General features: G+C 34.7%; 24 protein-coding genes. 9 read left to right on the top strand and 15 right to left on the bottom strand.

Annotated features, from left to right (window positions below; all coding sequences use genetic code 11):
* The 4 genes from D9842_RS01945 to D9842_RS01930 all read right to left on the bottom strand — a co-directional run bounded on the left by D9842_RS01945 (nt 1) and on the right by D9842_RS01930 (nt 3,971).
* Nucleotides 1-864 carry an NAD(P)-dependent oxidoreductase gene (locus D9842_RS01945; protein WP_121661028.1) on the bottom strand — a complete coding sequence of 288 codons (864 nt, stop codon included), beginning with the start codon at nt 862-864 and terminating at the stop codon, nt 1-3.
* Between the two features lie 98 nt (nt 865-962).
* Nucleotides 963-1,688 carry an RraA family protein gene (locus D9842_RS01940; RefSeq protein WP_121661027.1) on the bottom strand — a complete coding sequence of 242 codons (726 nt, stop codon included), beginning with the start codon at nt 1,686-1,688 and terminating at the stop codon, nt 963-965.
* A 685-nt stretch (nt 1,689-2,373) separates the two neighbouring features.
* The gene (locus tag D9842_RS01935; RefSeq protein ID WP_121661026.1) at nt 2,374-3,567 is read right to left on the bottom strand and encodes an alanyl-tRNA editing protein; all 1,194 of its coding nucleotides are present in this window, start codon (nt 3,565-3,567) and stop codon (nt 2,374-2,376) included.
* A 173-nt stretch (nt 3,568-3,740) separates the two neighbouring features.
* Nucleotides 3,741-3,971, bottom strand: coding sequence for a hypothetical protein (locus D9842_RS01930; protein ID WP_121661025.1), 231 nt, complete (start codon nt 3,969-3,971; stop codon nt 3,741-3,743).
* 148 nt (nt 3,972-4,119) lie between these two features.
* Here D9842_RS01930 and D9842_RS01925 point away from each other — a divergent pair, with 148 nt between their 5' ends.
* Complete coding sequence (locus D9842_RS01925; RefSeq protein ID WP_121661024.1) at nt 4,120-4,377, top strand: alpha/beta-type small acid-soluble spore protein; 258 nt, start codon at nt 4,120-4,122, stop codon at nt 4,375-4,377.
* 36 nt (nt 4,378-4,413) lie between these two features.
* On the opposite strand, the gene D9842_RS01920 is transcribed toward D9842_RS01925, so the two are convergent.
* Both D9842_RS01920 and D9842_RS01915 read right to left on the bottom strand, forming a co-directional pair.
* Nucleotides 4,414-5,136, bottom strand: a complete 723-nt coding sequence (locus tag D9842_RS01920) for an HAD family hydrolase (protein WP_121661023.1) — start codon at nt 5,134-5,136, stop codon at nt 4,414-4,416.
* A gap of 55 nt (nt 5,137-5,191) precedes the next feature.
* A complete protein-coding gene (locus D9842_RS01915) occupies nt 5,192-6,289 on the bottom strand; it encodes a GntR family transcriptional regulator (RefSeq protein WP_121661022.1) in 1,098 nt (365 codons plus the stop codon).
* Nucleotides 6,290-6,702: 413 nt separating this feature from the next.
* Between D9842_RS01915 and D9842_RS01910 the strand changes: the two genes are divergently transcribed.
* On the top strand, nt 6,703-8,064 hold the full coding sequence (locus D9842_RS01910; RefSeq protein WP_121664911.1) for a YjiH family protein: 1,362 nt from the start codon (nt 6,703-6,705) through the stop codon (nt 8,062-8,064).
* A gap of 104 nt (nt 8,065-8,168) precedes the next feature.
* Here the strand turns inward: D9842_RS01910 and D9842_RS01905 are convergent, their stop codons facing one another.
* From D9842_RS01905 to D9842_RS01895, 3 genes are all read right to left on the bottom strand, one after another.
* Nucleotides 8,169-8,420, bottom strand: a complete 252-nt coding sequence (locus D9842_RS01905; RefSeq protein WP_121661021.1) for a biotin/lipoyl-containing protein — start codon at nt 8,418-8,420, stop codon at nt 8,169-8,171.
* Nucleotides 8,421-8,466: 46 nt separating this feature from the next.
* Nucleotides 8,467-9,729 (bottom strand): Glu/Leu/Phe/Val family dehydrogenase, encoded by a 1,263-nt coding sequence (locus D9842_RS01900; protein ID WP_162987271.1) that lies wholly within the window; start codon nt 9,727-9,729, stop codon nt 8,467-8,469.
* Nucleotides 9,730-9,807: 78 nt separating this feature from the next.
* Complete coding sequence (locus tag D9842_RS01895) at nt 9,808-11,001, bottom strand: ornithine--oxo-acid transaminase (protein WP_121661020.1); 1,194 nt, start codon at nt 10,999-11,001, stop codon at nt 9,808-9,810.
* 211 nt (nt 11,002-11,212) lie between these two features.
* Here D9842_RS01895 and D9842_RS01890 point away from each other — a divergent pair, with 211 nt between their 5' ends.
* Complete coding sequence (locus tag D9842_RS01890) at nt 11,213-12,628, top strand: sigma-54 interaction domain-containing protein (protein ID WP_121661019.1); 1,416 nt, start codon at nt 11,213-11,215, stop codon at nt 12,626-12,628.
* A 32-nt stretch (nt 12,629-12,660) separates the two neighbouring features.
* Here D9842_RS01890 and rocF read toward each other — a convergent pair whose 3' ends face one another.
* Complete coding sequence (gene rocF, locus D9842_RS01885; protein WP_121661018.1) at nt 12,661-13,569, bottom strand: arginase; 909 nt, start codon at nt 13,567-13,569, stop codon at nt 12,661-12,663.
* Nucleotides 13,570-13,892: 323 nt separating this feature from the next.
* Between rocF and D9842_RS01880 the strand changes: the two genes are divergently transcribed.
* Nucleotides 13,893-14,684 (top strand): formate/nitrite transporter family protein, encoded by a 792-nt coding sequence (locus D9842_RS01880; protein ID WP_121661017.1) that lies wholly within the window; start codon nt 13,893-13,895, stop codon nt 14,682-14,684.
* A 282-nt stretch (nt 14,685-14,966) separates the two neighbouring features.
* On the opposite strand, the gene D9842_RS01875 is transcribed toward D9842_RS01880, so the two are convergent.
* Together D9842_RS01875 and D9842_RS01870 are read right to left on the bottom strand one after the other, a co-directional pair.
* On the bottom strand, nt 14,967-15,584 hold the full coding sequence (locus D9842_RS01875) for an acetate uptake transporter (RefSeq protein ID WP_121661016.1): 618 nt from the start codon (nt 15,582-15,584) through the stop codon (nt 14,967-14,969).
* 189 nt (nt 15,585-15,773) lie between these two features.
* Nucleotides 15,774-17,489: an ABC transporter ATP-binding protein gene (locus D9842_RS01870; RefSeq protein WP_121661015.1), complete on the bottom strand. Its 1,716-nt coding sequence runs from the start codon at nt 17,487-17,489 to the stop codon at nt 15,774-15,776.
* 189 nt (nt 17,490-17,678) lie between these two features.
* Between D9842_RS01870 and D9842_RS01865 the strand changes: the two genes are divergently transcribed.
* A complete protein-coding gene (locus D9842_RS01865) occupies nt 17,679-18,734 on the top strand; it encodes a lactonase family protein (protein WP_121661014.1) in 1,056 nt (351 codons plus the stop codon).
* Nucleotides 18,735-19,274: 540 nt separating this feature from the next.
* On the opposite strand, the gene D9842_RS01860 is transcribed toward D9842_RS01865, so the two are convergent.
* Together D9842_RS01860 and D9842_RS01855 are read right to left on the bottom strand one after the other, a co-directional pair.
* On the bottom strand, nt 19,275-19,670 hold the full coding sequence (locus tag D9842_RS01860) for a VOC family protein (RefSeq protein WP_121661013.1): 396 nt from the start codon (nt 19,668-19,670) through the stop codon (nt 19,275-19,277).
* Nucleotides 19,671-19,707: 37 nt separating this feature from the next.
* On the bottom strand, nt 19,708-21,498 hold the full coding sequence (locus D9842_RS01855; RefSeq protein WP_121661012.1) for an ABC transporter substrate-binding protein: 1,791 nt from the start codon (nt 21,496-21,498) through the stop codon (nt 19,708-19,710).
* A 97-nt stretch (nt 21,499-21,595) separates the two neighbouring features.
* On the opposite strand from D9842_RS01855, the gene D9842_RS01850 reads away from it, so the two are divergent.
* Both D9842_RS01850 and D9842_RS01845 read left to right on the top strand, forming a co-directional pair.
* On the top strand, nt 21,596-22,852 hold the full coding sequence (locus D9842_RS01850; protein ID WP_121661011.1) for an MDR family MFS transporter: 1,257 nt from the start codon (nt 21,596-21,598) through the stop codon (nt 22,850-22,852).
* Nucleotides 22,853-22,959: 107 nt separating this feature from the next.
* Complete coding sequence (locus D9842_RS01845) at nt 22,960-23,433, top strand: YndM family protein (RefSeq protein WP_121661010.1); 474 nt, start codon at nt 22,960-22,962, stop codon at nt 23,431-23,433.
* Between the two features lie 94 nt (nt 23,434-23,527).
* Here D9842_RS01845 and D9842_RS01840 read toward each other — a convergent pair whose 3' ends face one another.
* Complete coding sequence (locus D9842_RS01840; protein WP_121661009.1) at nt 23,528-24,388, bottom strand: alpha/beta fold hydrolase; 861 nt, start codon at nt 24,386-24,388, stop codon at nt 23,528-23,530.
* A gap of 186 nt (nt 24,389-24,574) precedes the next feature.
* On the opposite strand from D9842_RS01840, the gene D9842_RS01835 reads away from it, so the two are divergent.
* Together D9842_RS01835 and liaG are read left to right on the top strand one after the other, a co-directional pair.
* Nucleotides 24,575-25,408 (top strand): PaaX family transcriptional regulator C-terminal domain-containing protein, encoded by an 834-nt coding sequence (locus D9842_RS01835; protein WP_121661008.1) that lies wholly within the window; start codon nt 24,575-24,577, stop codon nt 25,406-25,408.
* Nucleotides 25,409-25,518: 110 nt separating this feature from the next.
* Entirely contained in the window at nt 25,519-26,364 is an 846-nt protein-coding gene (liaG, locus tag D9842_RS01830) for a LiaG family protein (protein WP_121661007.1), read from the top strand.
* The last annotated feature ends 41 nt before the right edge of the window (nt 26,365-26,405 follow it).

Below are 26,405 nucleotides of genomic sequence, written 5' to 3'. Positions count from 1 at the left end.
TTAAGAAGATAGTGATGATTTACCAACTGCTGAAAAATCTTTCTCTCCTAATTCTGTTGATGCTTGTTCAAAAAGTTCTAGTACATAATTTGCAAGTGGTAATTGTTTGTCTTGTCCTTCTTTCACTGCAATTTTCACATCTTTTTTCATTAAATTAAGCTTAAAGCCTGGAGTAAAGTCTCGATTCACTAAACTGTCCATTTTATTTGCTAGCATCCAAGAAGCACCTGAGCTGTTTCCAACTACTTCTTTTAAGCTATCCATATTTATTTCAAGCTTTTCTGCTAGTGCTACTGCTTCAGCTGAAGCTACCATATGAACTGCTGCTAACATTTGGTTGATCGCTTTAATGGCTTTTCCAGCACCAACAGAACCTACCAGATAAATATTTTTTGCTATTGCATCCAGTACTGGTCTTGTTTTCTCAAGGACTTCTTTATCCCCACCAGCCATCACTGTTAACGTTCCGTTTTCAGCTCCAACTGTTCCACCACTAACTGGACCATCTAAAACAGGAATGCCCTTTTTCCGAAAAGTCGCATGAACCTTCTTCATCATTTCTGGTGACCCAGATGTCATTTCAATAAGAACACTACCAGGGTTTATCACTTCAAGTGCTTGTTCATTTAGTAGAACACTTTCCATTTCCTTATCAGTTGGTAGAATGCTAATAATACAATCACATAACGCAAATATATCAGACAATGAAGAATGCTCAGTGGCACCTAATGCTCTTAATTCTTCAACAGGTTGTCGATTACGATGTGCAATGACATGTAATTCAAACTCTTTACTTAATAAATTTTTTGCCATTGGTAATCCCATTGCTCCTAAACCAATAAAACCAATTCGTTTTATACTCATTTAATACTCCCTTCATGTGAAGGACTGATCCAAGATAGGATTCAGTCCTCTAAATTAGTAAGTATATTTTTTCAATATGATATGAAGTAAACAGAAGGTTATAACACTGTTTCGTCTAACTCAATACCTAACTTTTCATAATGTCTTCTTCTTCCTTCTTTATCACCTTGTAACTCTTGATGTGCATATCTCGCTACCTCTCTTGCTAGTTTACGAGGTACTACAACAACACCGTCACCATCAGCAACAACTACATCTCCTGGATAAATTGCTACTCCTCCGATTGAAATTGGAATATCTTTTTCGTGGTACCGAATTCGTGCTTGATCCATTCCTTGAGAAACAAATTTTGACCATACCGGAATTTTCTGCATAATTACTTCATCTGTATCTCTTACTCCACCGCCATTTGTTAAATAACCTCTAGCACCTTTTCCTTTAAAATCTAACGTATTGTTAGAACCTAGAAGGCCAACATCAATTCCAGCTACATCAAGGCAAACAAAATCTCCCTCTTCAATATCATGACCCCAAGGATCATTACAAACCTCACTGTAATACCATTTCACCCATGCCGTATATTCGTCACCAGTTACTTTTGGTGCTGGGCCTTCGAAAGGTAAATAACGAGCAGTTCGTGCAATTCCAACTACTTTTGTACGGAACAACGGTTTGATTTCATGACTAACTGTTCCATATCCATGCATACCAACCCAGTCCATTCCATCGCGAACATCTGTTACACGTAAATCTTTATATAATTCTAGTATTTCAGCACGATCGTCTAATTGATTTTTATTTTCAACTGTTTCATTTACTGACATGTAAACCTCTCCCTTTTGTTTAAGTTTCCCATCCTAACTTTGCAGCGCTTAAATGAATTAAACTAGTAATCTATATAAGTCCGATAATAAAGTGAGTTCACCTCCTTTAAATGTAAACGCTTTAAAAATAATTAAAATAAAAGATAGTTGATACTTGTAGGAAATTCATGATGTGAATAATGTTGTGTAGTCAAAAGACGAATTAAAAAAAGTAGAAGAATAAAGGTGTATTATATAGTGGGTGATTAACTGGGATAATTGCTAGGAATAAAGGTAGGAGACCGATTTTGGAAATCGTTTTTGGAAACCGTTCCCCTTACACTTAAAACCTTACAATCTCTTAGAAATAAAGTCAATATAATTTTCTGAATTTTTTAACAATTACTCAAATTATATTGTTGTAATAAAATTATATTTTTCCTTTCACCCTACTAATAAATGTAGGGGTAAGGTTAAGTTAGTCTTTAACAACACTATAAATAAATTTAAAATATTCATCACAACAAAAACACTAAAGTCATGCAAAAATATTTTATTATAAAAAGATAAAATAGCCATTTTTTTTGTCATCATTTATAGAATCCTTCATAAATTTCCTTTATCTTATTTTTAAGGGTTTTACATTTTCCTCAATCAATAAATAATAAAAAAGACCTGACAATTGATGTCAGATCTCTCACAGTATTTAAGATAAACCTTTTATTAGCTGATCTAGCAGTACTTCTGGTAGTATATTGCGTTCTCCTCCGCCTTGAACAAATGAGGGCTTACCTCCTCCTTTGCCATTTATAGAAGGTAATACTCCTTTTAATAATTGATTTAAATTGAACTCAATATCCTCACTTCTCGCGCAAACAACCTGCAGCTTATTTTGATCATCGTTAACAAAAAGAACAATAGTATTTTTATTTCCTTCAACAATCTCTTTTGCTAGAAGTTGTAATTCATTTATTGTGCGGTTATGAAACACTGAATGAATCATATTATATCCATTGATCTTTTCCACTTTTTCTAATAGTTCTTTTCCCTCAAATTGTAGAAGCTGATCTTGCATATTTACAATTCTTTCTTCAAGACTTTTTGTATGTTGCAAAAGACGATTTACTGCTTTATCAATTTCTTGCTGGGGAGAACTTAGTTGTGTTGTTAATTTTTTTAACACCTCTTGTTTTTCTTGAAGCTGCTTTAAAAGCCTACCACCACAAACAAAATGCACACGTGTATGTTTTTTCTGTTTTTCACATGTTAGTATTTTTAATAAGCTAACCTCTCCTGTTGACCTTGGGTGAGTTCCACCACAGCCGTTGTAATCATATTCTGGAATAATCACAAGTCGAATGTGTTCACTAACGGCTAACTCTTTCCGAAGGGGTAAACCTGATAATTCCTCTTTTTTATCCACCCATTTTGTCAAAATCGGTCTATTCTCTAGGATGATTTTATTTGCCAATTTTTCTGCTTTATGTATTTCTTCATCTGTAAGGGATGACGTATCGAGATCAATCGTACATGTTTCTTCACCCAGGTGAAAGCTTAATGTTTTATAGCCTAGGTTGTCCTCAAATGCAGCAGTTAGAATATGTTGACCGGCATGTTGTTGCATATGATCAAACCTTCGTTCCCAATCAATCACACCGTTAACTTCTTCCATATCTATACTAGTTTCCATATAGTGACGTATCTCACCATCAACCTCTTCCACCTTTAGCACGTTTATCTCATTTAATGTTCCTTTATCAAATGGTTGTCCACCACCTGTTGGATAAAAGGCAGTTTCTTGTAATACAACAAAATAGCCAGATTCATCATTGTTGCGCTTAATCACTTTCGATGAAAATTTAGTTTGATAAACATCATCGTAGTATAGCTTTTTAGTCATATAGCCCTCTCTCTTCTACAGATCTTATTTTAAAAAAACTTTGTCAGAAAAATCATAAAACACGTGATCTACAATTTTAAGAATAAATTGTATTGGCAGCAACCAACACATGTCTATCAATCGACAAGTTTTCTTTATTTTTACTATAGCATAAGAACAAGAAATCTTCGGGACTACTCACCTATATTATTCTCAAACCACTCCTGTAATTGTTCTAAAGTTGTAAACGTGAATATTTCTTCTCCGTTTTGACCGTTATCGTCCCCTGCATTTCCTCTTAATGTGATTTGACCCTCATCTTCTGAAAGCAATATCGCATAAGGATGCTCAACATTTATATATCTTGAATCAAGGTCTTGATCAAGCCACCTTTTACTTTTTAAGAAATCATGACAATGTTCCAATGGAAATCCTCCTTTTTCTTATTTATATTTTTTATTGTTGGCTTTTTAAGAAATAAAAAACATTCATTTATGACAGAAAAATAGTAATAAAATATTTTCTAATAGAAAAAACTTACGATAGGGAAACTGATATCAAGGGGGTTATATGATGGCAAATAAAAATAAGATACTTGTCCCTGAGGCAAGAGAACAAGTAAACCAATTAAAAGCAAGAGTTGCAAATACAACTAAACCTGAGCAGGCTAAATATGAAGCAGCAAAAGAATTAGGTATTCCTTTGCATGAGGGAGACAATGGAAATTTATTATCCAAACAAGCCGGAAAAGTTGGTGGCAAGCTTGGTGGCGATATGGTCAGAGAAATGATTAAGCTAGCTGAGCAACAGTTGAAGAAAGAAGGACATTGAATCATTGTTTCCTTATAAACACAAAAAAACAAGGGTTTAATTACGCCCTTGTTTTTCATCAAAGAGTAAAAACTCTTTTTCATTCATAATGATCTCGTTTGGTACATGCTTTGTTTGTGGTTGTCGATTTCGATGGTTAAACCAAATACACTTCCACCCTACTTCAATTGGCGGAACAATGTCATTTTCCCAAGTATCTCCGATATATAGGCATTTACCTGGGTCAATATTCATTTTCGTATGAACATGTTCAAACACACGGTTATCAGGCTTAGCCATCCCAATTCCATCCGAGATAAAAATGTGCTCAATTGGAATGAACTGATCAATTTTTAGTGCCTTTAACTTGTTCATTTGATGATTCACAGGTCCGTTTGTAATAATTCCAACGAGCGGTTTAGTTTCTACTAATTGCTTTAACAATAAGTGGACAGTTTCAAATGGTTTTATTTGTTGTTGCTCTTGTTCATAACGCTCTTGTATAGCTAATGCTTGATCGTCTGTAATAGATAGTTGATAATCTAAAAATGAACGTGTTAGTCGTTGTATTCTTAACTCTTCTAGACTTAATTCACCTTTTACATGTTCCTTCCAAAGCAGGTCACTATAATGTCTGACTTTTTTATAGAATTCCTCTGCATTTGAACGAGGTAAACCAACTTGATAATATTCAAGGGCGTTTTGGAAAGGTAATAATGAATCATATAAGGTATCGTCCAAATCGAAAAAAATTGCTTCAGCATTTTTAATACTATTCATATCCCGCACTCCCGTATTTCTATATCCCTTTTTATTTAATAAAAAAGAATAGGCTTTACTTTGAAATAGCTTTGGTTGAACTTCGTATAACTAATTCAGGCTGATAAACTTTTTGATAAGTACCAGCTTTATCTCTATTTTCTACTGCAGAAACAACCCATTTTGCCGCCTCAACTCCCATTTCCATTTTCGGATGAGTTACAGACGTAATCTTGGTCTCAGAAGCTTCAGCTAAATAAGAATCATCATAGCCTACAATAGAAATATCATCAGGAACCTTTAATCCTAGTTCACGCAATAAATTAAGAACACTGATAGCTATCTCATCGTTATAACATACTATTCCAGTTGGTCTTTCTCCAGATAATAGAACACCTTTAAGTTTATTTAGAAAATCCTCTTCTTCTTGCTCTGTTGTATACGTAATAATCATTTCAGGAAAAAATGCGATATTCTTTTCTCTAAATGCTCTAATGAACCCTTGCATACGATTTAACCCCTGAATATCATCGCTTTTGAATAAGCCGATTACCTTTCGATGGCCTAGACCAATAAGATGATCTGTTGCAATAAATCCACCTTTTTCATCGTCTAAAATGATATGCGGAGGATTTAATTGTGGGTAGTACTGATTGATCATTAAAAAAGGTGTATTATTTTGCTCCATTTGCAAATAATAATGTAGATTTGGATTATAACTACTACTTCTAGTTGGTTCTACAATCAGGCCATCTACATTTCTATTTATCATTGTTTCAAGGCATTGTCTTTCTTTTTCAGGATTGTTATCAGTACAAGCAAAGGTTAACGAATAACCTTGTTGTGAGAGATGTGATTCAATACCTTTAATAATGGATGGAAATATGTAATCAGTAATATATGTTGTTATTACACCAATATTTTTACCAGTTGGAGGCATGCGTTTAGCTTCTGTCCTGCGATTTGCGACAAACGTTCCCGCACCCTGTTCTCGATATAAATACCCCTCATGTACCAAATCTCCTACAGCTTGTCTAACTGTATGTCTACTAACCTCAAACATCTTGACAAGTTCGTTTTCTGAATAAATCTTTTCTCCTGGTAAAACCTTTCCCTCATTAATCCATTCTTTAATTTTCTGTTTTACCATCCCGACTTTCGTTTGTTGCGCCATTATGTCACCACTTTCAGCTTGTATGTTACCGTATAACTTATTCGTACAACTGCTTTCATTATTATATACTACTAAGGACTATTAATAAAACGTTAATTATTATAGCAAACTGTTATATATATTCATCTTATTTTAAATGAAAACATCTCATCAGCAAAATTTTTTTGCACATAAATGCCATCTTATTTGGCATTTTATCTTTCTTTCAAATAAAATAAGTGAGAAAATAGACTGGTTCTTTTCTTGGCATAAAAATTGCATAATATTTAGTAGAAATAAGATAGTAGGTTTACCTAGAGATTAAGAATGGTTTTTATCAAATATACGATAAAGACATTAATCAACCCCACATTTAAGATTGGTTAATACGTCGGAGAAACACGTATAAAAGGAGAGGTGTTTTTGTGGAAAAAATGTTAAAAAAAGAAGTTGAGCAAAGAAATACATATAAGACAATCGATTATTTACAGTTCATTATTCCATCATTACTAGGAATTTTACTCTTTGTTATTCCTATATCAATTAACGGAGAAATATCAGTTACAGTTGCTTTACTAGCAAATTTTATTCAAACTCTTTTTGGAGAAACATTACCCTATATTGCAACTTTTATTATATTTTTAACTGCTGTGGTCTCTCTGTATACGAAGGTTTTTCAACCAAAAAAAATAATCAACCAACCATTTTTAAATAAACTCTTCAACGTTTCCTGGATTTGGCAAATAACAAGAGCGTTAGGGATGATTTTCTCAGTTTCTGCATTATTTCGTGTAGGTCCTTCTGCTGTGTGGAGTGAAAATACAGGTGGGTTGCTTTTATACGATTTAATTCCTGTCTTGTTTTCAGTCTTTCTTTTTGCAGGTATACTTCTACCGTTGCTTCTCGATTTTGGCTTATTAGAGTTATGTGGAGCACTTTTCACTAAAGTAATGAGGCCACTTTTCACACTTCCTGGACGATCATCTATTGATTGCTTAGCATCCTGGCTCGGTGATGGTACAATAGGAGTACTTTTAACTAATAAACAATATGAAGATGGCTATTATACAAAGCGCGAAGCAGCGGTCATCGGTACAACCTTTTCCGTTGTATCCATTACCTTTACAATCGTTATTATGTCGTATTTAGAATTAGAAGCATATTTTGGAAGTTTTTACCTAACTATTGTACTTGCAGGTATCGCATGTGCACTTATTAGTCCAAGAATCCCTCCCTTATCACGCAAATCTAATACTTATATTGGTGAAGTTGAAAAAGAAGATGAGCTAATTCCTCCAGGTGTGTCAAGCTTCAAATGGGGGGTCAACCGTGCTGTCCAAGAAGCAAAAAAAGTTAAGTATTCAAATGTCATAAAAGGTGGAATTGAGAATGTTGTTGATATGTGGTTAGGTGTTTTACCAATTGTTATGGCAATCGGTACACTTGCACTAATCATTGCTGAATACACACCACTATTCAGTATTCTTGGTACTCCATTTATTCCATTATTGGAGATTATGCAAATTCCTGAGGCTGCAGAAGCATCACAAACGATGGTAATTGGATTTGCAGATATGTTTTTGCCTGCTATCATTGGAAGTGGAATTGAAAGCGAAATGACACGTTTTGTCATTGGTTGCTTATCGATCACACAATTAATATATATGTCAGAGGTCGGCGGATTGCTATTAGGATCTAAACTTCCGGTTTCTTTCCTTGATTTAGTGATTATTTTCCTTCAACGTACTATTATTTCTCTACCAATTATTGTACTTATCGCACACATCGTATTTTAATCTTGATATTTGGTAAGACAGATTAACTAAAGAAAAGAAGCCCTATTCCAAGCTTGGAACGGGGCTTCTTTATTTGATTTTTTATGAGTCTAAAAATTTTCCAATTAATCAGACCCGGTTATTTTATTATCATCATGCAATCTAGCTAATAATGAACACCTGTATACAGGATCTCCAGCCTTCACAGAAATATCCTTTACTAGCCCACTTGCACCAATCGTTATATTGACTACATTTCCTTTATCTGTTTTGATCTGAAAAAGTGTTTCCCATTCATAAACATACTCATTTTCATTAATACAAACTTGTGAGACAACTCCATTATCAAGACTTTCAATAGAATAAATAGGATTCATACTAACCTTCCACTCCTCATTTATAACAAGTATAAAAAGCCTTTTCTTACACCCATCCTCTATATCTTGATGCTTCAGCCATCATTCGAACTCCAACCATATAGGCTGCTAACCTCATGTTAACATTTCTGGACTCAGCAAGTTCATAGACTTGATTAAAAGATTCAGTTAATACTTTATTTAACTTTTGTAATACCTCTTCTTCTGACCAGTAATAACCCTGATTATTTTGTACCCATTCAAAATAAGAAACAGTAACACCGCCAGCACTCGCCAACACATCAGGTACAAGTAATATACCTTTATCAGATAAAATCTTTGTTGCTTCCCAGGTAGTTGGACCATTTGCTGCTTCAACAATAATTTGTGCATTTATATCATTTGCATTTTCTACTGTAATTTGATTTGAGATAGCTGCTGGGACCAAAATATCACATTCTAACTTTAAGAGGTCTTCATTTGAAATTGTTTCATTGAAAAGTGTAGTTACTGTACCAAAACTATCTCTTCTATCCAATAAATACTCTATATCCAATCCATTCTGATCATACAAGGCTCCATAAGCATCTGAAATCCCAATCACTATAGCCCCTGCATCATTCATCATTTTCGCTAAAAAGCTACCTGCATTTCCAAAGCCTTGAATAACAACTTTGGCTCCTTTAAGCTCGATCCCCTTCCTCTTTGCAGCTTCTTCAATACAGATGGTCACACCAAGTGCTGTTGCCTTTTCTCTGCCATGAGATCCGCCCAATACTAACGGTTTCCCTGTAATAAATCCTGGTGAATCATACTCACGTAAACGACTATATTCATCAACCATCCAAGCCATAATTTGTGAATTTGTATAAACATCAGGGGCTGGTATATCTTTGGTTGGTCCAACAATTTGACTAATAGCACGTACGTATCCCCTGCTAAGCCGCTCTAATTCCGTTTGAGACATATTTCTGGGGTCACAAACAATTCCACCTTTTCCACCACCATACGGGAGACTGACAATTCCACATTTCAAGCTCATCCACATCGATAGGGCCTTTACCTCATCCTCATCAACATGAGGATGAAAACGAATCCCACCCTTAGTCGGTCCTACAGCATCATTATGTTGTGCTCGATAGCCGGTAAAAATCTTTGTTGACCCATTATCCATTTTAACTGGAATTCGAACTGTTAACATTCTTAATGGTTCTTTTAATAATTCGTACATTTCTTCTGGATATCCTAAATGATTTAAGGCCTCTTTAATTACGACTTGCGTGGATGAAAATAAGTTTAAAACCTCATTTTTTTGAATAGTTGTATTCAATTGTCATCACCTCATATGGAATAAAAGCTTATTAAGTTTGTTTCTTAAAAAGATATAATTGACGAGCTCTTAAAACATTTATGATAGTACACGCTTAATACGGTCAATCGCCCAATCTAGCTCCTCTTCATTTATAACTAATGGAGGAGCAAAACGAATAACAGTATCATGTGTTTCTTTGCACAGTAAGCCATTTTCCTTTAACTTTTCACAATAACTACGTGCAGGCTCCGTTAACTCTACCCCAATAAACAAGCCCCTGCCTCTTATCTCTTTAATAATCGGATTGTTAATTTCTTTTAGGCGTTCCACAAAATAGTTTCCTAGCTTCAATGAACGATCAACTAGCTTTTCATCCTCTATCACATCAAGTGCAGCAATTGAAACAGCACATGCAAGAGGATTACCTCCAAATGTAGATCCGTGTGAGCCAGGGTTAAATACGCCTAAAACATCACGATTAGCTACCACACATGAAATTGGGAAAACTCCCCCACCTAGTGCTTTCCCTAAAATATACATATCAGGTACAACATCTTCCCAATCACAAGCAAACATTTTTCCAGATCGCGCTAAACCAGCTTGAATTTCATCGGCTACAAACAAAACATTATTATCTTTACATACTTGATAGGCTTCTTTTAAAAACCCTTCTCTAGGAATATTAATTCCTGCTTCACCTTGAATTGGCTCGAAAAGAAATCCTGCTGTTTGCGGAGTAATTGCTGCTTTTAGCGCTTCTACATCTCCATACGGAATAAGTTTAATTCCTGGCAGCATTGGTCCAAATCCTTTACGATATTCTTCTTCAGAAGATAGTGATACAGCTGTCATCGTACGGCCATGAAAGTTACCTTCACATGCTATAATCTCAGCTTGATTATCAGCAATCCCTTTCACTTGATATCCCCAGCGTCTGATTGCTTTTATTGCTGTTTCCACAGCCTCGGCTCCAGTGTTCATCGGTAGTGCCATTTCCTTTTTGGTGATTCTTGCAATTCTCTCATACCACGGACCTAACTGATCATTATGAAAAGCACGTGAAGTTAGAGTAACGCGGTCCGCCTGATCTTTTAATGCCTGAATAATCTTAGGATGTCTATGTCCTTGGTTAACAGCTGAATAAGCACTTAACATATCCAAATATTTGTTACCTTCAGGATCTTCCACCCATATTCCCTCTGCTTTTGAAATAACAATTGGTAGAGGATTATAGTTTTTTGCACCAAATTGTTCTGTTTGATTGATCACTTGTTCTGTTTTTGTTGTCATTATATATTCCTCCTTGTAAAAAATAAGACATTTCTTATCTATCTACTATGCAATATCTATGCCAACATTAATTCCCCTGATTTCATTGGTTACCTTGAATCTTATCGCAAAATTTCTTTACACTTCCAAATCATCCACGTTACTATTATGCAAATTATTATTGCACCCCTCTTTTATATAATCTATTCTTATTCTAGGAGGGTGGAAAAAAATGAAAATAGATAATTTAACGAATGCTGAAATGCAAGCCATTATTCAAACTTTGGTTAATATGATCGACATCGGAATACATGTTATAAATAAAGATGGTAAAACAATTATTTATAATAAAAAAATGGCTGATATTGAAGAGATGGATCCTAGTAATGTACACGGCAAAAATATTCTTGAACTATTTAAATTTAATAATGAGACTGAAAGCACTCTCATTTCAGCTTTACGAGGTAATGCTACAAAGAAGTCAAAACAAACGTATTTTACCCACAATGGTCAAGAAATAACGACAATTAATGATACCTGCCCTTTATATGATTCTACTAAGCAAATATGCGGAGCAATCGAAGTAGCTAAGGATATTACAAACCTTGAGCGCATTATTAGAGATAACATCCTTAAAAAGGGAGATACAAAATTCACGTTTGATCACATTATTGGAAAAAGTATAAAGATTGCAGAGGTTATTGAAGCTAGTAAACGAGCAACAAGAACTTCATCTTCAATCCTTATTGTTGGTGAAACTGGCACCGGAAAAGAGCTTTTTGCCCAGAGTATTCATAATGGGAGTAAGCGTTCCTCCTATCCATTTATTAGCCAAAATTGTGCTGCAATACCTGAAAGTTTAATAGAAGGTATTCTCTTTGGCACAAAAAAAGGAGCTTTTACCGGATCAATTGAAAGACCAGGTTTATTCGAGCAGGCTGAGGGTGGAACGTTACTTCTTGATGAAATCAACTCGTTAAATCCAACTCTTCAAGCAAAACTCCTTCGTGCTCTCCAAGAAAAAACCATTAGAAGAGTTGGAGATACAAAAGATAAGAAAATAGATGTTAGAGTTATTGCAACAATCAACGAAGATCCAATTGATGCCATTGCCAATGGTCATTTAAGAAAAGATCTTTTTTATCGCTTAAGTGTTGTCTCATTATTCATTCCTCCACTGAGGGAACGTAAGGATGATACTCAAATACTTGCACAGTCGTTTTTGAAAAAATTTAATCACATATTTGACATGAACGTAAAGAGCATCAGCAAACATGTATTAGCTTTGTTTGAAGCCTATGATTGGCCTGGAAATGTCCGCGAACTTGAACATATCATTGAAGGTGCAATGAATTTGATGGAGCCCGAAGAAGCAATCATTGACGTTCCACACTTACCGGTTCCCTTTAAACAAAAAGCTACTGAACTTCTTGATCCAGCTGTATATGATGAAAATCAATTCTACGAAAAGGATAAAGTAGAATCAAAAGAACTCCTAACACTTGAAGACTATATGACAAATCGCGAAAAAGAATATCTAGAAAAAATATTAAAAGAGCATGACTACAATATCTCCCAAGCCGCAAAGACTTTACAAATTAGTAGACAGAGTCTTCAATATCGTTTAAGAAAATTTAAACTTAAATAAAACTGGTGAAGGGGATGCCCCCCTTCAGTCTGTTATAATAATTTTTCTCCAAAAAGTGAGCCCATTAAAGCTACCGCGACAGTAGCTGTTTTATTCTTTTCATCTAAAATTGGATTAACCTCAACAAATTCAGCAGAAGTTATTAATTTTGATTCTTCTAAAATTTCCATTGCTAAGTGACTTTCTCTATAACTTATTCCACCTAAAACTGGCGTTCCAACTCCTGGTGCCTCATCCGGATCAAGTCCATCTAAATCAAGTGATAAATGTACTCCATCTATGTTTCTAGCTTTTAAATAATCGATCGCTTCTTCCATTACCTTTGTCATACCTAATCGATCAATTTCATGCATTGTATAAACTCTAATCCCTTTTTCGCGGATAAGTATTCGCTCTCCCTCATCTAAAGAACGAGCACCAATGATCACGATGTTTTCCGGCTTAATTTTCGGGGAATATCCAGCTATATTTGTTAAATCTGGATGACCTATACCTAAACTTACCGCTAAAGGCATTCCATGGATATTACCTGATGGAGATGTGTCTCCTGTATTTAAATCTCCGTGTGCATCATACCAGATGACACCCAGGTTCTCATAATGCTTAGCAATTCCAGCTAGTGTACCAATTGCAATGCTATGATCACCACCAAACACTAATGGAAATGACCCCTTTGCTACAACCTCATCAACTGATTCAGCAAGTTTTTCACTGGCTTTTGTTACAGCCTTTAAATATTTAAGATTATTTCCAAGGGTTGCTTCTTCATCTTTACCTGGTCTGCCAATCTCTATATCTCCTTTATCATGAATCTCATAATCTAGCTCTTCTAACCTTTCCACAACACCTGCATAACGGATAGCACTAGGACCCATGTCTACCCCACGTCTTGATTGTCCTAAATCCATTGGTACCCCTATGATTGAAATATGCTTTTTCATCCAAACCCCTCCTTTTTTTCCAATTGTATCTTAACGGCATTTCCTGACTCAACTTAACATATTTATGTATAAATATTCACAGGTATACAAAAATAAATATTCTGATATATTTAATGTTCAGTATTAACCCTTTAATTTAAGCGTTTTCATCTTTTATTAATAATCTTAATATAATGACACACGAACAACTTTACCTCTTGTTGGTAGAATTATATATAAAAAATATTTTTTAAAGAACAATAATAGTGATTTTCATCACGGTAATTCATTCAATTTTTAATTATATTTAAAACCTAAATACTTACATTTGGAGAGTGAATGATTTGGAAAATAAGGCTTTACTGCTAGTTGAAGAACTAGCTCTAAAGAAGCATAAGATCTTTTATAAAAGTCCGCTTCGATACCTATTACGTTCAATGCTTGCCAGCATGTTTATTGGGTTTGGAGTGATTGTTGCTTTTAAGGCAGGAAATTTCTTTTATATTGAGCATTCTCCATTTGCTTATCCCGTTGCAGCATTAACGTTTGGTGCTGCCATTATCTTAATCGCTTATGGAGGTGGAGATTTATTTACTGGAAACACATTCTATTTCTCCTACACAGCTTTTCAGAAGAAAATGCGCTGGGTTGCAGTGATTAAGCTTTGGATTACAAGCTATATTGGAAACATTTTAGGTGCATGTTTTTTTGCGTTTTTTATTTTTTCAACTGGATTGTTTTCAGAGAAAGAAACAACAGGCTTTCTATTAAGTGTTGCTGATAAAAAAGTTCATCTTCCCACCTATGAGTTATTTTTCCGAGGAATTCTATGTAACTGGTTAGTTTGTTTGGCATTTTTTATCCCAATGAAACTTCAAGGAGATGGAGCCAAACTTTTTACGATGATGTTATTTGTGTTTTGCTTCTTCATTTCTGGATATGAACACAGCATTGCAAATATGTGCACATTTGCTATTGCTTTTGTTTCTCATCCACCTGAAAGCTTTACACTCGCTGGAGTTATTCATAATTTAATTCCTGTTACAATTGGAAATTTAATTGGTGGTGGAGTTTTAATGGGGTGGATGTACTACTTTGTAAATAAACCCTTTATGGTTGAAGAAAACGAGGGATAAATGGATATCTAGCTTTGCTTTACAAGCGGATTAACACTGATTTCTAAGATTTATCTTCAATTCTCGGGAGTTTATCTTCGATTCCGAGATGTTTATCTTCGATTCTGAGAAGTTTATCTTCGATTTCGAGATGTTTATCTTCGATTCTGAGATGTTTATCTTCGATTCTCGGATGTTTATCTCCGATTCCGAGATGTTTCTTCGATTTCACCTAACTTATCTACTATTCTACAATATACGACAAATAAAATGGAGGCTAACAAATGTTAGCCTCCATTTCTTTTACTTTTTTAATAAACCAAACGGCTTCCCAATCGGTAAGACAACTTGGCCAAAATGTGTATTTAAAACAACAGCTGCAGATCCGTAAAAAGATAGCAAGGCGATCATTAATTCTGAAACTGCGGCAAGCATATGTGTTGCTTCAGGCATCACACCAAGCGTGCTTAAAGATAAGCCGATGAACAAGAAATCAATGAAAACAAAAATAAAAAATAGTACTTTATGTGTTTCCATTGCACCTATTGTCATATAAACGCTAAAGATTAGGTAACCAATGAATGCGACACCTAACTGCTTGGGATCAGCATTTGCTGCTAGTTCTTCACCAAATGCTCCTAATTGTATTAACCAAGACATTCCAACACCGAACCAGAATAGACCAAAAGCTCCAAATGCAGTTGTTCCAAAGATGTTGTTATGTTTTGCATCCTGAACACATGCGAATAATTGAGCTAGTCCACCTAAGAAAAATGCCCATGGTAAAATAAATGAAACTCCATCTGTTAACCCTAATTTTTGTGAAGAAGCAACGAGTGTTACCATTGCTAGTCCAAATAAACCTAATGCCGAGGGATCTGCTGTTGTAATTTTTACTTGTTGTGTATTATGACTATTCATAACTTCCTCCTAAAAAAACATACTTAAATAAAATACAGAAGTTAGTATGCCATGTCAATCTGTTTTCAAGAAGTCGAATAATTGAAAAAAAACAAGAAAAAAGCACCTTCCCTTGGTATATTTGAACTGTAATCGCAACCAACTTTTCAAAAAAATTAGTAAAAAAGATGGAACAATAAATGTCCCACCCTATCTCTGAAATTGAACACGATGAAGATTAGCAAAAATTCCGCCTTGTTCAATCAGTTCGTCATGTTTCCCTTGTTCCGCTATTCCGTCCTCAGTTACAACAACAATACGATCCGCATTACGAATTGTAGCAAGGCGGTGAGCAATAACAAGAGTTGTTCTATTTTTTGAAAGCTCTGTTAGTGCTTTTTGAATGATAAGCTCTGTTTCGGTATCTAACGCTGACGTTGCTTCATCCAATATTAAGATAGGTGGATTTTTCAAGAACATTCTTGCAATGGCAATTCTTTGTTTTTGTCCACCTGATAACTTTAAGCCTCTTTCACCAATTTGAGTATCGTAGCCAAAAGGTAATGATTCGATGAAGCTTTCTAGATGAGCACGTTTTGCCGCTTCTGCAATTTCCTCTTGAGTAGCATTAAGTTTTCCATAAGCGATATTTTCTCTTAAGGTACCTGTAAACAAAAACACATCTTGTTGCACAATTCCAATCTGTGAACGAAGAGAATGCTTTGTCATATTCCTTATGTCAATGCCATCAATTTTTATTTCTCCAGATTCTACATCATAAAATCGTGGAATTAATGAACAAATTGTTGTTTTCCCTGCTCCTGAAGGACCAACAAATGCAACGGTTTCTCCAGCTGAAATGGATAGATTGATATTATTTAGAACTCGTTTATGTTGATCGTAACCAAAGGTAACTTCATTGAACGCTATATCCCCACGTAATGATTTTACTTCAACTGCGTCCTTTACATCCTGTACATCAGGATCCACGTCAAGCAACTCTGTAAAGCGTTTAAATCCAGCCATTCCTTTTGGATATAATTCCATTAAAGCACTAATTTTATCAATTGGTTTAAATAGTACATTTACATATAAGACAAATCCAACAAGCTCACCATATGTTAATTGTCCAGTATAACTTAACCAGGCACCTACTACGAGTACAGCCAACGTAACAAATCTTGTCATCATATAAATTCCTGATAGACTAAAGGACATTACTTTATATCCACCAAGCTTAGCTTTACGGAATTTTAAATTGTTAACTGAGAACCGTTCATTTTCGAATTTTTCGTTGGTGAAAGATTGTACAACCCGAACGCCAGAAACACTGTCCTCCACCCGTGAGTTCACATCAGCAATTTCACCGTACATTTTCTTCCAGGCACGATTCATCTTTAAATTACTTACAATAATAAGCCATCCTAAAAACGGTAAAATAAACAAAGCAACCAACGCAAGCCTCGCATTTACAGTGAACATAATCCAAAAAGCCCCTACAAAGGTCATAATAGAAATAAATAAATCTTCCGGACCATGATGCGCAAGCTCACCTATATCCATTAGGTCATTTGTAATCCGGCTCATAATATTTCCTGTTTTGGTATTGTCAAAAAACTTAAATGATTGCTTTTGTACATGTTGAAACAATTGTTTTCTCATATCTGTTTCAATATTAATTCCAAGCATATGTCCCCAATAGTTCACAATATATTGTAAGAACGTGCTAATAATATATAACAAAAGCAAGGCGATACTAACAGAAACTATAGCAGACCAGTTTTCACTCGGAAGCAGTGAATCGATAAACCACTGAACTGCTAATGGAAATGCTAACTCCAAAAGAGCCACGATAATAGCACTACTAAAATCAATAATAAATAATTTTTTATGAGGTATATAGTACGAATAAAACCGCCTTAGCATGAATTTTACTTCCTTTCATTTTCATATAAATACTATTATATTAGCATAGCCTGATGAATTGATAGAATCTTTTTGTACTTCAAGTGTATATTTGAAACTCTTCGGCTTAATACCATAAAAACAGCCATTAATGTTGTTGAACAGATGAAACTAACGATATAATGAGAAATAGCACATTTGAAAGGAGATATGAAATTGTCAAAATTAATCGGTTATGTTGGTACATACACAAAAGGTGATAGTAAAGGAGTTTACAGCTTTACCTTAGACACAGATGCAGGAAAACTAAGTGATGTTAAAGCTGTTGCTGAATTGGACAACCCTACATATGTAAATTTAAGCCAAGACAATAAAAATCTTTATGCAGTTGTAAAGGAAGGAAACCAAGGCGGTGTTGCCTCTTATGCAGTTGACCGTGTAACAGGTGATCTTACAGCCATTAATAAACAGCTGCTTGACGGTGCTTCACCATGTCACGTAAGTGTAGACAGTCAAAATAAACAAGTTGTGACAGCTAACTACCACAAAGGAACAGTAGAATTCTTCCCAACAAATGATGATGGTTCCATCAATTCTGTTGCTTCAGTTATTGAACATTCAGGTCAAGGGCCACATGAAAGACAAGAAAAACCTCATACGCATTATTCAGGCTTCACTCCTGATGAAAAATATGTCGTTGCAGTTGATCTAGGAATCGATAAAATTATTTCTTATAAAATTAACAATGGAAAATTGGAAGAAGCTCATACATTACTTGTGAAAGCTGGAAGCGGCCCAAGACATATTACATTCCATCCGAATGGAAAATATGCTTATGTTATGACAGAGTTAAGTAATGAAGTGATTACTTTAAGCTATAATTCTGACACAGGCGTGTTCACAGAGCTTCAATACAGCCCGGCCATTCCCGAAGATTTCACGGAAAATAGTCAAGGAAGCGCAATCCATATTTCATCTGACGGCCGCTTTGTTTATGCAGGCAATCGTGGGCATGATAGCATCGCTGTTTATCGTGTAAATCAAGAAAACGGTGAGCTTTCATTCATTGAATTTACATCAACAGAAGGAAATTGGCCGCGTGATTTCGCGTTAGATCCTACTGAGAAATTCATTGTCGCATCTAACCAGGAAAGCAGTAACCTTGTGTTATTTGCCCGAGATACAGAATCAGGTAAACTTAGCTTGCTTGACTCACAAGTATCTGTTCCAGATCCAGTTTGTGTGAAGTTTTTGAATGTAAAATAATGTATAGGGATGAGCTTTTTTAAGCTCATCCTTTTTTAGTTTTCAAGATTTTCTATAAAATAGGGGTAATGAGGGAAAAATTGAAATGTCATTTTCCCGAAAAGAACTATTTTTCATTCATGAAGTACATTTTTACTGGGATTATTAAATGAAATGGTCTTCATCATCTTGATGAAGTACATCTTTCATCGCATTTCGCACTCGTATTGGTCTTCATTCCCTTGATGAAGTACATCTCTTAAACATTTCGTGCTTGTAATGGTCTTCATCACCTTGATGAAGTACATCTCCCAAGCATTTCTCACTCCTAATAGTCTTCATCACCTTGATGAAGTACATCTCTCAAGCATTTTGTACTCGTATTGGTCTTCATTCCCTTGATGAAGTACATCTCCCAAGCATTTCTCACTCCTAATAGTCTTCATCACCTTGATGAAGTACATCTCCCATACATTTCGTACTCGTAATAGTCTTCATTCCCTTGATGAAGTACATCTCCCAAGCATTTCGCACTCGTAACGATCTTCATTCCCCAAAGTTTCACTTATTCATCGTTTCTTGATCCACATTAAATTCAATTAAGTTAAAGTCAGGGTCCATGCAAAAAATTTGCGCAAATCTGCTTTTGCTTTTTGGTTTTTCTAAGATAGGAACTCCTTGGTCCTTCAAGTACGTAAGAGTTTCCTCATAATCGTTTACTCTAATAGCAAAGTGACCTTCTCTAGAGTTCAATTCATTTACTTTTCGTAGTGTAGAAGAAACTTCATCAACAATTAAATGTAGTTGCTGAGTCCCAATTTGGTACCATGCACCTGGAAAGTCGAATTTCGGTCGCTCTATCTCTTTAAAGCCTAAAACTGTCCCATAAAATTGCTTTGCTTTGTTTAAATCTGTTACAGAAAGACTAACATGATGAATACCCTCGGGCTTTATCAACAAAACCCACTCCTTTGAATTTTCAAAATTTAGCTACCTATGGAATATAAATTGAATAACTTGATGAACTCTCTATATCAGGTTTCACCCATAGTGATCGTAAATCAGGCATGCCATACCCTGAAACTTCAATACCTTTTAATGCCTTATGATAGTTTTGTTCTTCGATTGTGTGATAGGTCTGAATAATATATGCTTCTTCTCTTAACCAATCTTCAATCTTCTGAAACAAGGCTGAACGCTTATTTAAATCATCTAAGGATATTAAATAATTAAGCTCCATATCAATATGTTGTTTTGTTTTAGAGTCTAGTGCCATTCGAAGAACACTATTATCACTTGAATACATCATATAAAGACTAAGTTCCTCATTTATCTCAAACGTTTCACCTGTATAAATGATATCGTAAAGACCAAGTACCTTTTTCTCATAGATTTCTGAGGCTTGTATGACGGACACCTCAATATTAAGACCTATTTGCTGACAACGAATTTCCAGCCATTCCATGTCCTCTTTTGCTTCTTTAAAATCAAATGTTGCCACCTTAAGTACTTGTCCTTCATAACTGCTTAAAGACAGTAGTCTTTTTGCTTCTTTTAGATTATTCTCTAGATGATTAACGATTTGTTTACTTTGGTTCAACCTAAAGCTATATGCAGGATATCTCCTTGGATATCCAAGCTCCTTTACAAGTTTGAATGGGTCAACAATTTGCTGAATTGCCAAACGAAAGTTTTTATTATGATGACACCCATTTCTATTCAAATTAAAGACGAAAAAAAAGCTACCAAGCTCTTGATAAGTCGCTGTTTCGTGTTCCCCAGTATAAACTCTTTCCTCTATCTTATCTGGTTGTTCCTTTAAATTCGGCATATGCCAAACTTCAATTGTATCTAAGAAAGGTCTTCCCTGAAAATGATGAGGAAATGCCTCTAGCACAAGTAGATGTTCTTCATTTTTTTCCACTTGATATGGACCGGTTCCAATCGGCATTAAAGGATCTAATTCAATATCATGAGGAATAATAGAGGAGAAAAAGCTGCTCATAACATCAAGAAACATGTAATTTGGTTTCTTCAAAGTAAACTGTATCGTAATGTCATCTATCATTGTTACTTTTTCCACACATTCAAAGAGAGTGTGATAAGGAATTTGTTGATTAGTTCTTAATCTCTCAATCGTATACTGAACATCTTTTGCTTGAAGGACTCGACCGTGGTGAAACATTACACCTTTGCGTAAATAAAAGGTCCATTCTATTCCATTATTCTCTTCCCAGGCCAGAGCAATGCCGGGAATATAGGTTTTACTTCCCCGATCATAGCGAACTAGCGGATCAAAAATATGTTGTACGATGTGAGCTTCATGAACTATTCCAACAAAAGTAGGATCTAACGTATGAATTTTTAAATTTTGAGGAATTTTTAACGTGTCTCTTCGACCAGTAGAGTGAGTGATAGACTTTAACCCAAAATGACTGTGCATATTATGTAACAGTTTTTCTTTTATTACCTGAGAAAATTGAATACTCAAAATATAGGAGTATGCTTCTTCAAAATTCTTTTCAGTGAGTAATCTTTGCACATTACTAGTAGCAGCCTCCAGTAATGAAAGATGAAAAAGTAAAGTTGATTTTCTCCCTCTACCTTTTTGAGGCATCCATTTAAGATAGCCTAACTCCATCATTTTCTTCATCAAAATATTTGTATTTCGCATCGTACAAGAAAGATGATGAGATATTTCCCCTGTTGTTGCTTCAATCCTTTCTTCTTCCTTGTACTCTTGATAGGCTAATCGCAAATTAACATAATGTTCAATAAGATTCATAGTTCCTCCTAAAATACGAAATCATGTTAACACCGTTTACAGTTTTTCTTCTTATTTTTTTCATTATAATAAAAAATGAAGAAAGAAGGTAGATAGCATGAAATTTCGTGACTTACATTCAACGATAAAACTTAGAATAATCACAGATTTTTTTACAGACATTACTCAAATGTCCATTCTCCCGTTTATGGCCATCTATTTTAGTAGTCATGTTGGAGCTGGTATGACTGGGATACTTCTGATGATAAACATTTCTATCTCTATTGTAGTGGGATTATATTCTGGTTACCTTTCAGATCGTATTGGTCGTAAAAAAATGATGATCATCGCTCAAGTGATCCAGGTCATCGCACTAACCGTGATGGCATCAGTCAACTCACCATGGTACACTTCCGTTTGGATTACTTATTTAATGTTTGTCTTAAGTAACATGAGCTCTAGTTTAATTGGCCCTGCAGCAAACGCAATGATTATTGATATTAGCTCTGAAAAAGAAAGACCATTTATTTATGGGCTTGGTTATTGGACTGGTAACATTTCGATCGCATTAGGGGCAGCAATTGGCGGTCTACTTTTTGAAGATTATAAGTTCCTCCTTTTTCTTTTGTTTCTTATTGTCAGCGGCGTCACTTTGCTTCTTATCATCTTTTATATAGATGAGACATTAACTACACCTAAGATAGATATTGAAGAAGTTCAACAAAAAGCAGGAATCATCAATCACTATATGGCTGTTCTTAAAGATCGTGGCTTTATGTTATTTGTGCTTGCGACCATTTTCACAATGTCATTGGAATTTCAGCTTGATAAATATGTCGCAGTAAGGCTAAAAAATGAATTCCACACTTTCTTTTTCTCCATTGAAATAACAGGGATTAAGATGTTTGGACTTATTATGCTCATCAATACCATTACAATTGTGTGCTCCACTTTGTATTTGTCAAAATGGTTAAGTAAATATAATCCGAAAGTAATTTTAAGCATCGGTCTTTCTATTTACGCCTGTAGCTTTAGTGTTCTTGCGTTCAGTAATTCTTTTAGTTTACTTGTTTTATCAGCTCTTTTATTTACTCTTGGAGAGCTTATGTATTCACCTGTTCGTCAAACGATTTTAGCAGGAATTGTTCACGAACAAGCAAGAGCCTCATATATGGCAGTAGACAATCTTTCTTATAACGTGGCTATGTTGTTGGGTAGCTTGGGATTAACGCTAGGAGCGTTTATTCCTTCTAAAGCTATGGCTGTTTTATACTTTGGACTTGGTATCTTAGGGTTACTTTGCTATCGCTATTCAATTGGTATAAAGGAACGAAAATCAGTAGAACAAAACCAAAGGATAATGAATACGTTTTAGGTGAAAAGTTGATTCAATCGAATCAACTTTTTTTAACTTTCTTACTTAACCAAATTTGCATGAACTTTTTGGTTTTGACCAAAATAACAAACGAGGAGGTTTTTTACATGAATCATGCAACAATCCTATTAATTAAATTTGTGACATGTCTTATTGCCTTTGGAATTGGTCTAGATTTGTTTTTTGATGCAACAATCGTGGATATTGTTTCATTCAGTTTATTTGTCACAATTGTTTCATACGCCGTTGGTGAATTAGTGATATTACCTCAGTTAGGTAAAAGAGCTGCTGCAGTTGCTGACTTTTTACTCACATACCTTAGCGTTTGGATTTTTGGAAGCTTTCTGTTTGAAAGCTATCTACAAGTAGCATGGGGAAGTATCATTTCTGCTGTTATCATTACAGGTGCAGAAGTTTTTGTTCATCTTTTTGTTGCAGAACGTCAACATACTCCATCTCCTTCTAGAAGGAGAGGTCCTGTTTTGAATTCAAGATTAGCTTTTGGTACTGAAATGGCAGAAGAAGAAAATCTAAAAGATCTTTCTAATACTTTTAAAAAAAATGAAGAAAACAAGAAATAGTGGTTAGAGCTCTTACATAACAATCTGTCATCAGCTAAATGATGATGACAGATTGTACATGTTAAACAGATTCTTTTCTTCAAAAGTTACTTCTTTACTCAGATAAAAATTCTAGCACTCGCTTATTAATGTAACTTGGGTTTTCCATAGACATAAGGTGACCTACCTCTTTTACCAACTCTACTGTCATACAAGGAGATGAGTTCACAGCACGCTTGTAAGCCTCATCAACGTTATACATTACTTCATTTTCACCAAGCATTAATAAAATTGAGTTCCTAATTGAAGCTAATTCCTCATCCATAAACACATAAGGAAAACCATTTTCTTTAGGTGTTGTACTTTTAGATGGTTCTATCCAATTCATAGCTGCCACTAATTGTTCAGCTACAAAAGAATGTGGCTTATATCGATCATCAAAAATCCAGTTTAAAAACGATTGTACACCACTTGGATTTTTCACCATACCAAATGCATGTGTATAAAACTTAGCGTCAAACGGCACATATGTTGCAGCCGGACTCATTAACACAACCCGGTTCACTTTTTCTGGATAAAACAATAGAAAGTTAACTATATTTAACGCTCCATAAGATAACCCAACGATATCTGTCTTTTTAATCTGCAATGCATCCAAAACATCTTTAAGCCAAAGCGCATAACTTGGGCGATCTATAAAATCTGTTTGGGATATACTTTTATTTTTATCTCCTAATATATCAACACATATTACTCTGTAATATTTACTCCATTCCACTACATTTGGGTACCACATCGTTGAGCTCATGCTGCCTCCATGCAACAAAATTAAAGATGGAGCAGTCTTATTACCACTTTCAATAATATGTGTTTTTCCTTGAACGGTGTTCACATAATAAGTGGAATACTCAACCGGCCATAGCTCTAGACTTTTATCGTAAGACTCATGATATTGTTTTTCTTCTGTCATTATCATCTTTTCGGCCTCCATTTTATAACAAATTAATTAACGTACGTTATAATATGTATTATAAATAACACTATTGGAAACATCAACCATTTTTTATTCAAACTCAGTTATATTGAATACCATTTTTTCAACCTATCATGATAAAATAAACATACACTCGTACTTTTCATAGTTATATGTAGGAGGTTTAAAGTGACGGTAGAAAAACAAATATTATATTTGCTATCTAAGGTAGAACAGTTAGAAGGAAAAAAAATAATCAGTATTTATGAGGAAAGAAACTATACTTCTCAATCGATTCGGAATATGTTATCGAAGTTAAAAAAAGAAAAATTTATTACATCACCTCAGCGTTCAGTTTATGCAATAACTACATATGGACGGGATTTTATCACCACGATTGAACGAACAGAAAATTTTTATCAGCATCGTTGGAATAACAAATGGTACATGATTTTAACTGAGATCCCTGAAACAGAACGAAAAAAAAGAGACGCCTTTCGAAGACAGCTCATTCAACTTGGCTTCGGTCAATTATATAATAGTGTTTATATTTATCCTTGGAATCTAACAAACAAAGTACTAAATATGATCGATACATTAGAGATCGAAGAATACGTAACCATTCTTGTTAGTGATGAATTTCTTTTAAATAAGGTTCATAATCAAGGTGCAAAAGGACCTAATGAAGCAGCAAGAATATGGGATCTCGAAAGGATTCATAACATCTATATAGAAAAACTTGATTGGATTAAAAATGAATATGAACCAAAGCTTCATCCTTATTTAAAAGGAAACCTGCAAGATCCTTTAAAACTATTTATTTTCTATTTAGAAATCCAAGAAGTTCTCGATGTGCTTCTTGAAGAGGACCCCATGCTCCCTCCTGAATTTTTACCAACTAGCTGGTTAGGAACAAGAGCTTTAGCACACATCACAAAAATTCAAGCATCACTTGTTAATCTCATTCCAAATGATTCTTTTTACTACCAGTTTCTCACATCCATTCATGACAATGACAAATAAACATACTACGCCTCTAGCCCTAGTCAAAATAAAGCTAGGGTTCATTGTTGTGTTCCTTCCTTTTCCTTAAGATATAAGTAACTACAAATTGTACCGAAGGGAAAGATTATATGAAAAAATTATTTTTGCTTTTATTTTTTATTGGAGGTTTGTTCCTCATTATTCATTCAAATACAACATGGTTTGTTTTTGGAGGAAATGGCTCTTCAGCGGAGGTTTCAAATAAAGTGGATAAAATTGAATTAGATATTTCCGGAGCAAGTACGAAAATAATTCCTGAAAAAACGGATCAAGTAAGAGCTGAATTAAAAGGAAAAGGGAAAGTAGTGGTAACAGAAAATGGAGATACAATAAATGTTGAGTCAAAATCTCAAAAATGGTTTCACCTATTTTCTATGTTTAATAAGACTGAAATAACTATATATATTCCGGAGGATTATGAAAAGGAACTTATCATTGATAGTGGCTCAGGCAATGTTTCTTTCAACGGTCACTCAAAGATGAAATTGGATTCTTTAATGATCGACATGAGCTCAGGAAATGTCCAAATAAGTAAGTTAACAGCACATGAACTAGAGCTTGACGGATCATCAGGAAATGTTAACCTTTCATCTATCTCAACTAAATCTGGAATTTTTGATATGAGCTCTGGAAATCTGACGATTAAAGAACATACTGGGAAAGTTGAGGCTGATCTTTCCTCCGGGAAAATAAACTTAGAAATGAACAAATTGATTGATTCAATTGATGTTGAAATCAACTCTGGTTTAGCAACGATCAATCTTCCATCAAATGCTGACTTTACCCTTAATGGGAGTATTGGCAGTGGTCATATTTCTACTGATTTTGATTTAAAAGAATTACAAAAAAATTCTGAAGGAATGTTTGGTGTGTACGGCTCTGGTAAACACCAGGTCAACATTGATGTTTCCAGCGGAAAAGTAGAAATAAACTAAATATAAATAGAGGATAACTATAAGGAGTAAGTCCTGTTTGT

This window comes from Metabacillus litoralis, assembly GCF_003667825.1.
Classification (GTDB): domain Bacteria; phylum Bacillota; class Bacilli; order Bacillales; family Bacillaceae; genus Metabacillus; species Metabacillus litoralis_B.
This window is presented reverse-complemented; position numbering and strand designations above follow the sequence as displayed.

Coding starts and splice junctions, on each gene's coding strand:
- D9842_RS01945 (WP_121661028.1), bottom strand. CDS start 864: ATGAGTATAAAACGAATTGGTTTTATTGGTTTAGGAGCAATGGGATTA.
- D9842_RS01935 (WP_121661026.1), bottom strand. CDS start 3,567: ATGACTAAAAAGCTATACTACGATGATGTTTATCAAACTAAATTTTCA.
- D9842_RS01845 (WP_121661010.1), top strand. CDS start 22,960: ATGAATCATGCAACAATCCTATTAATTAAATTTGTGACATGTCTTATT.
- liaG (WP_121661007.1), top strand. CDS start 25,519: ATGAAAAAATTATTTTTGCTTTTATTTTTTATTGGAGGTTTGTTCCTC.
- D9842_RS01890 (WP_121661019.1), top strand. CDS start 11,213: ATGAAAATAGATAATTTAACGAATGCTGAAATGCAAGCCATTATTCAA.
- D9842_RS01840 (WP_121661009.1), bottom strand. CDS start 24,388: ATGATAATGACAGAAGAAAAACAATATCATGAGTCTTACGATAAAAGT.
- D9842_RS01925 (WP_121661024.1), top strand. CDS start 4,120: ATGGCAAATAAAAATAAGATACTTGTCCCTGAGGCAAGAGAACAAGTA.
- D9842_RS01910 (WP_121664911.1), top strand. CDS start 6,703: ATGTTAAAAAAAGAAGTTGAGCAAAGAAATACATATAAGACAATCGAT.
- D9842_RS01865 (WP_121661014.1), top strand. CDS start 17,679: ATGAAATTGTCAAAATTAATCGGTTATGTTGGTACATACACAAAAGGT.
- D9842_RS01895 (WP_121661020.1), bottom strand. CDS start 11,001: ATGACAACAAAAACAGAACAAGTGATCAATCAAACAGAACAATTTGGT.
- D9842_RS01915 (WP_121661022.1), bottom strand. CDS start 6,289: ATGGCGCAACAAACGAAAGTCGGGATGGTAAAACAGAAAATTAAAGAA.
- D9842_RS01940 (WP_121661027.1), bottom strand. CDS start 1,688: ATGTCAGTAAATGAAACAGTTGAAAATAAAAATCAATTAGACGATCGT.
- D9842_RS01875 (WP_121661016.1), bottom strand. CDS start 15,584: ATGAATAGTCATAATACACAACAAGTAAAAATTACAACAGCAGATCCC.
- D9842_RS01870 (WP_121661015.1), bottom strand. CDS start 17,489: ATGCTAAGGCGGTTTTATTCGTACTATATACCTCATAAAAAATTATTT.
- D9842_RS01850 (WP_121661011.1), top strand. CDS start 21,596: ATGAAATTTCGTGACTTACATTCAACGATAAAACTTAGAATAATCACA.
- D9842_RS01855 (WP_121661012.1), bottom strand. CDS start 21,498: ATGAATCTTATTGAACATTATGTTAATTTGCGATTAGCCTATCAAGAG.
- rocF (WP_121661018.1), bottom strand. CDS start 13,569: ATGAAAAAGCATATTTCAATCATAGGGGTACCAATGGATTTAGGACAA.
- D9842_RS01920 (WP_121661023.1), bottom strand. CDS start 5,136: ATGAATAGTATTAAAAATGCTGAAGCAATTTTTTTCGATTTGGACGAT.
- D9842_RS01905 (WP_121661021.1), bottom strand. CDS start 8,420: ATGAATCCTATTTATTCTATTGAAAGTCTTGATAATGGAGTTGTCTCA.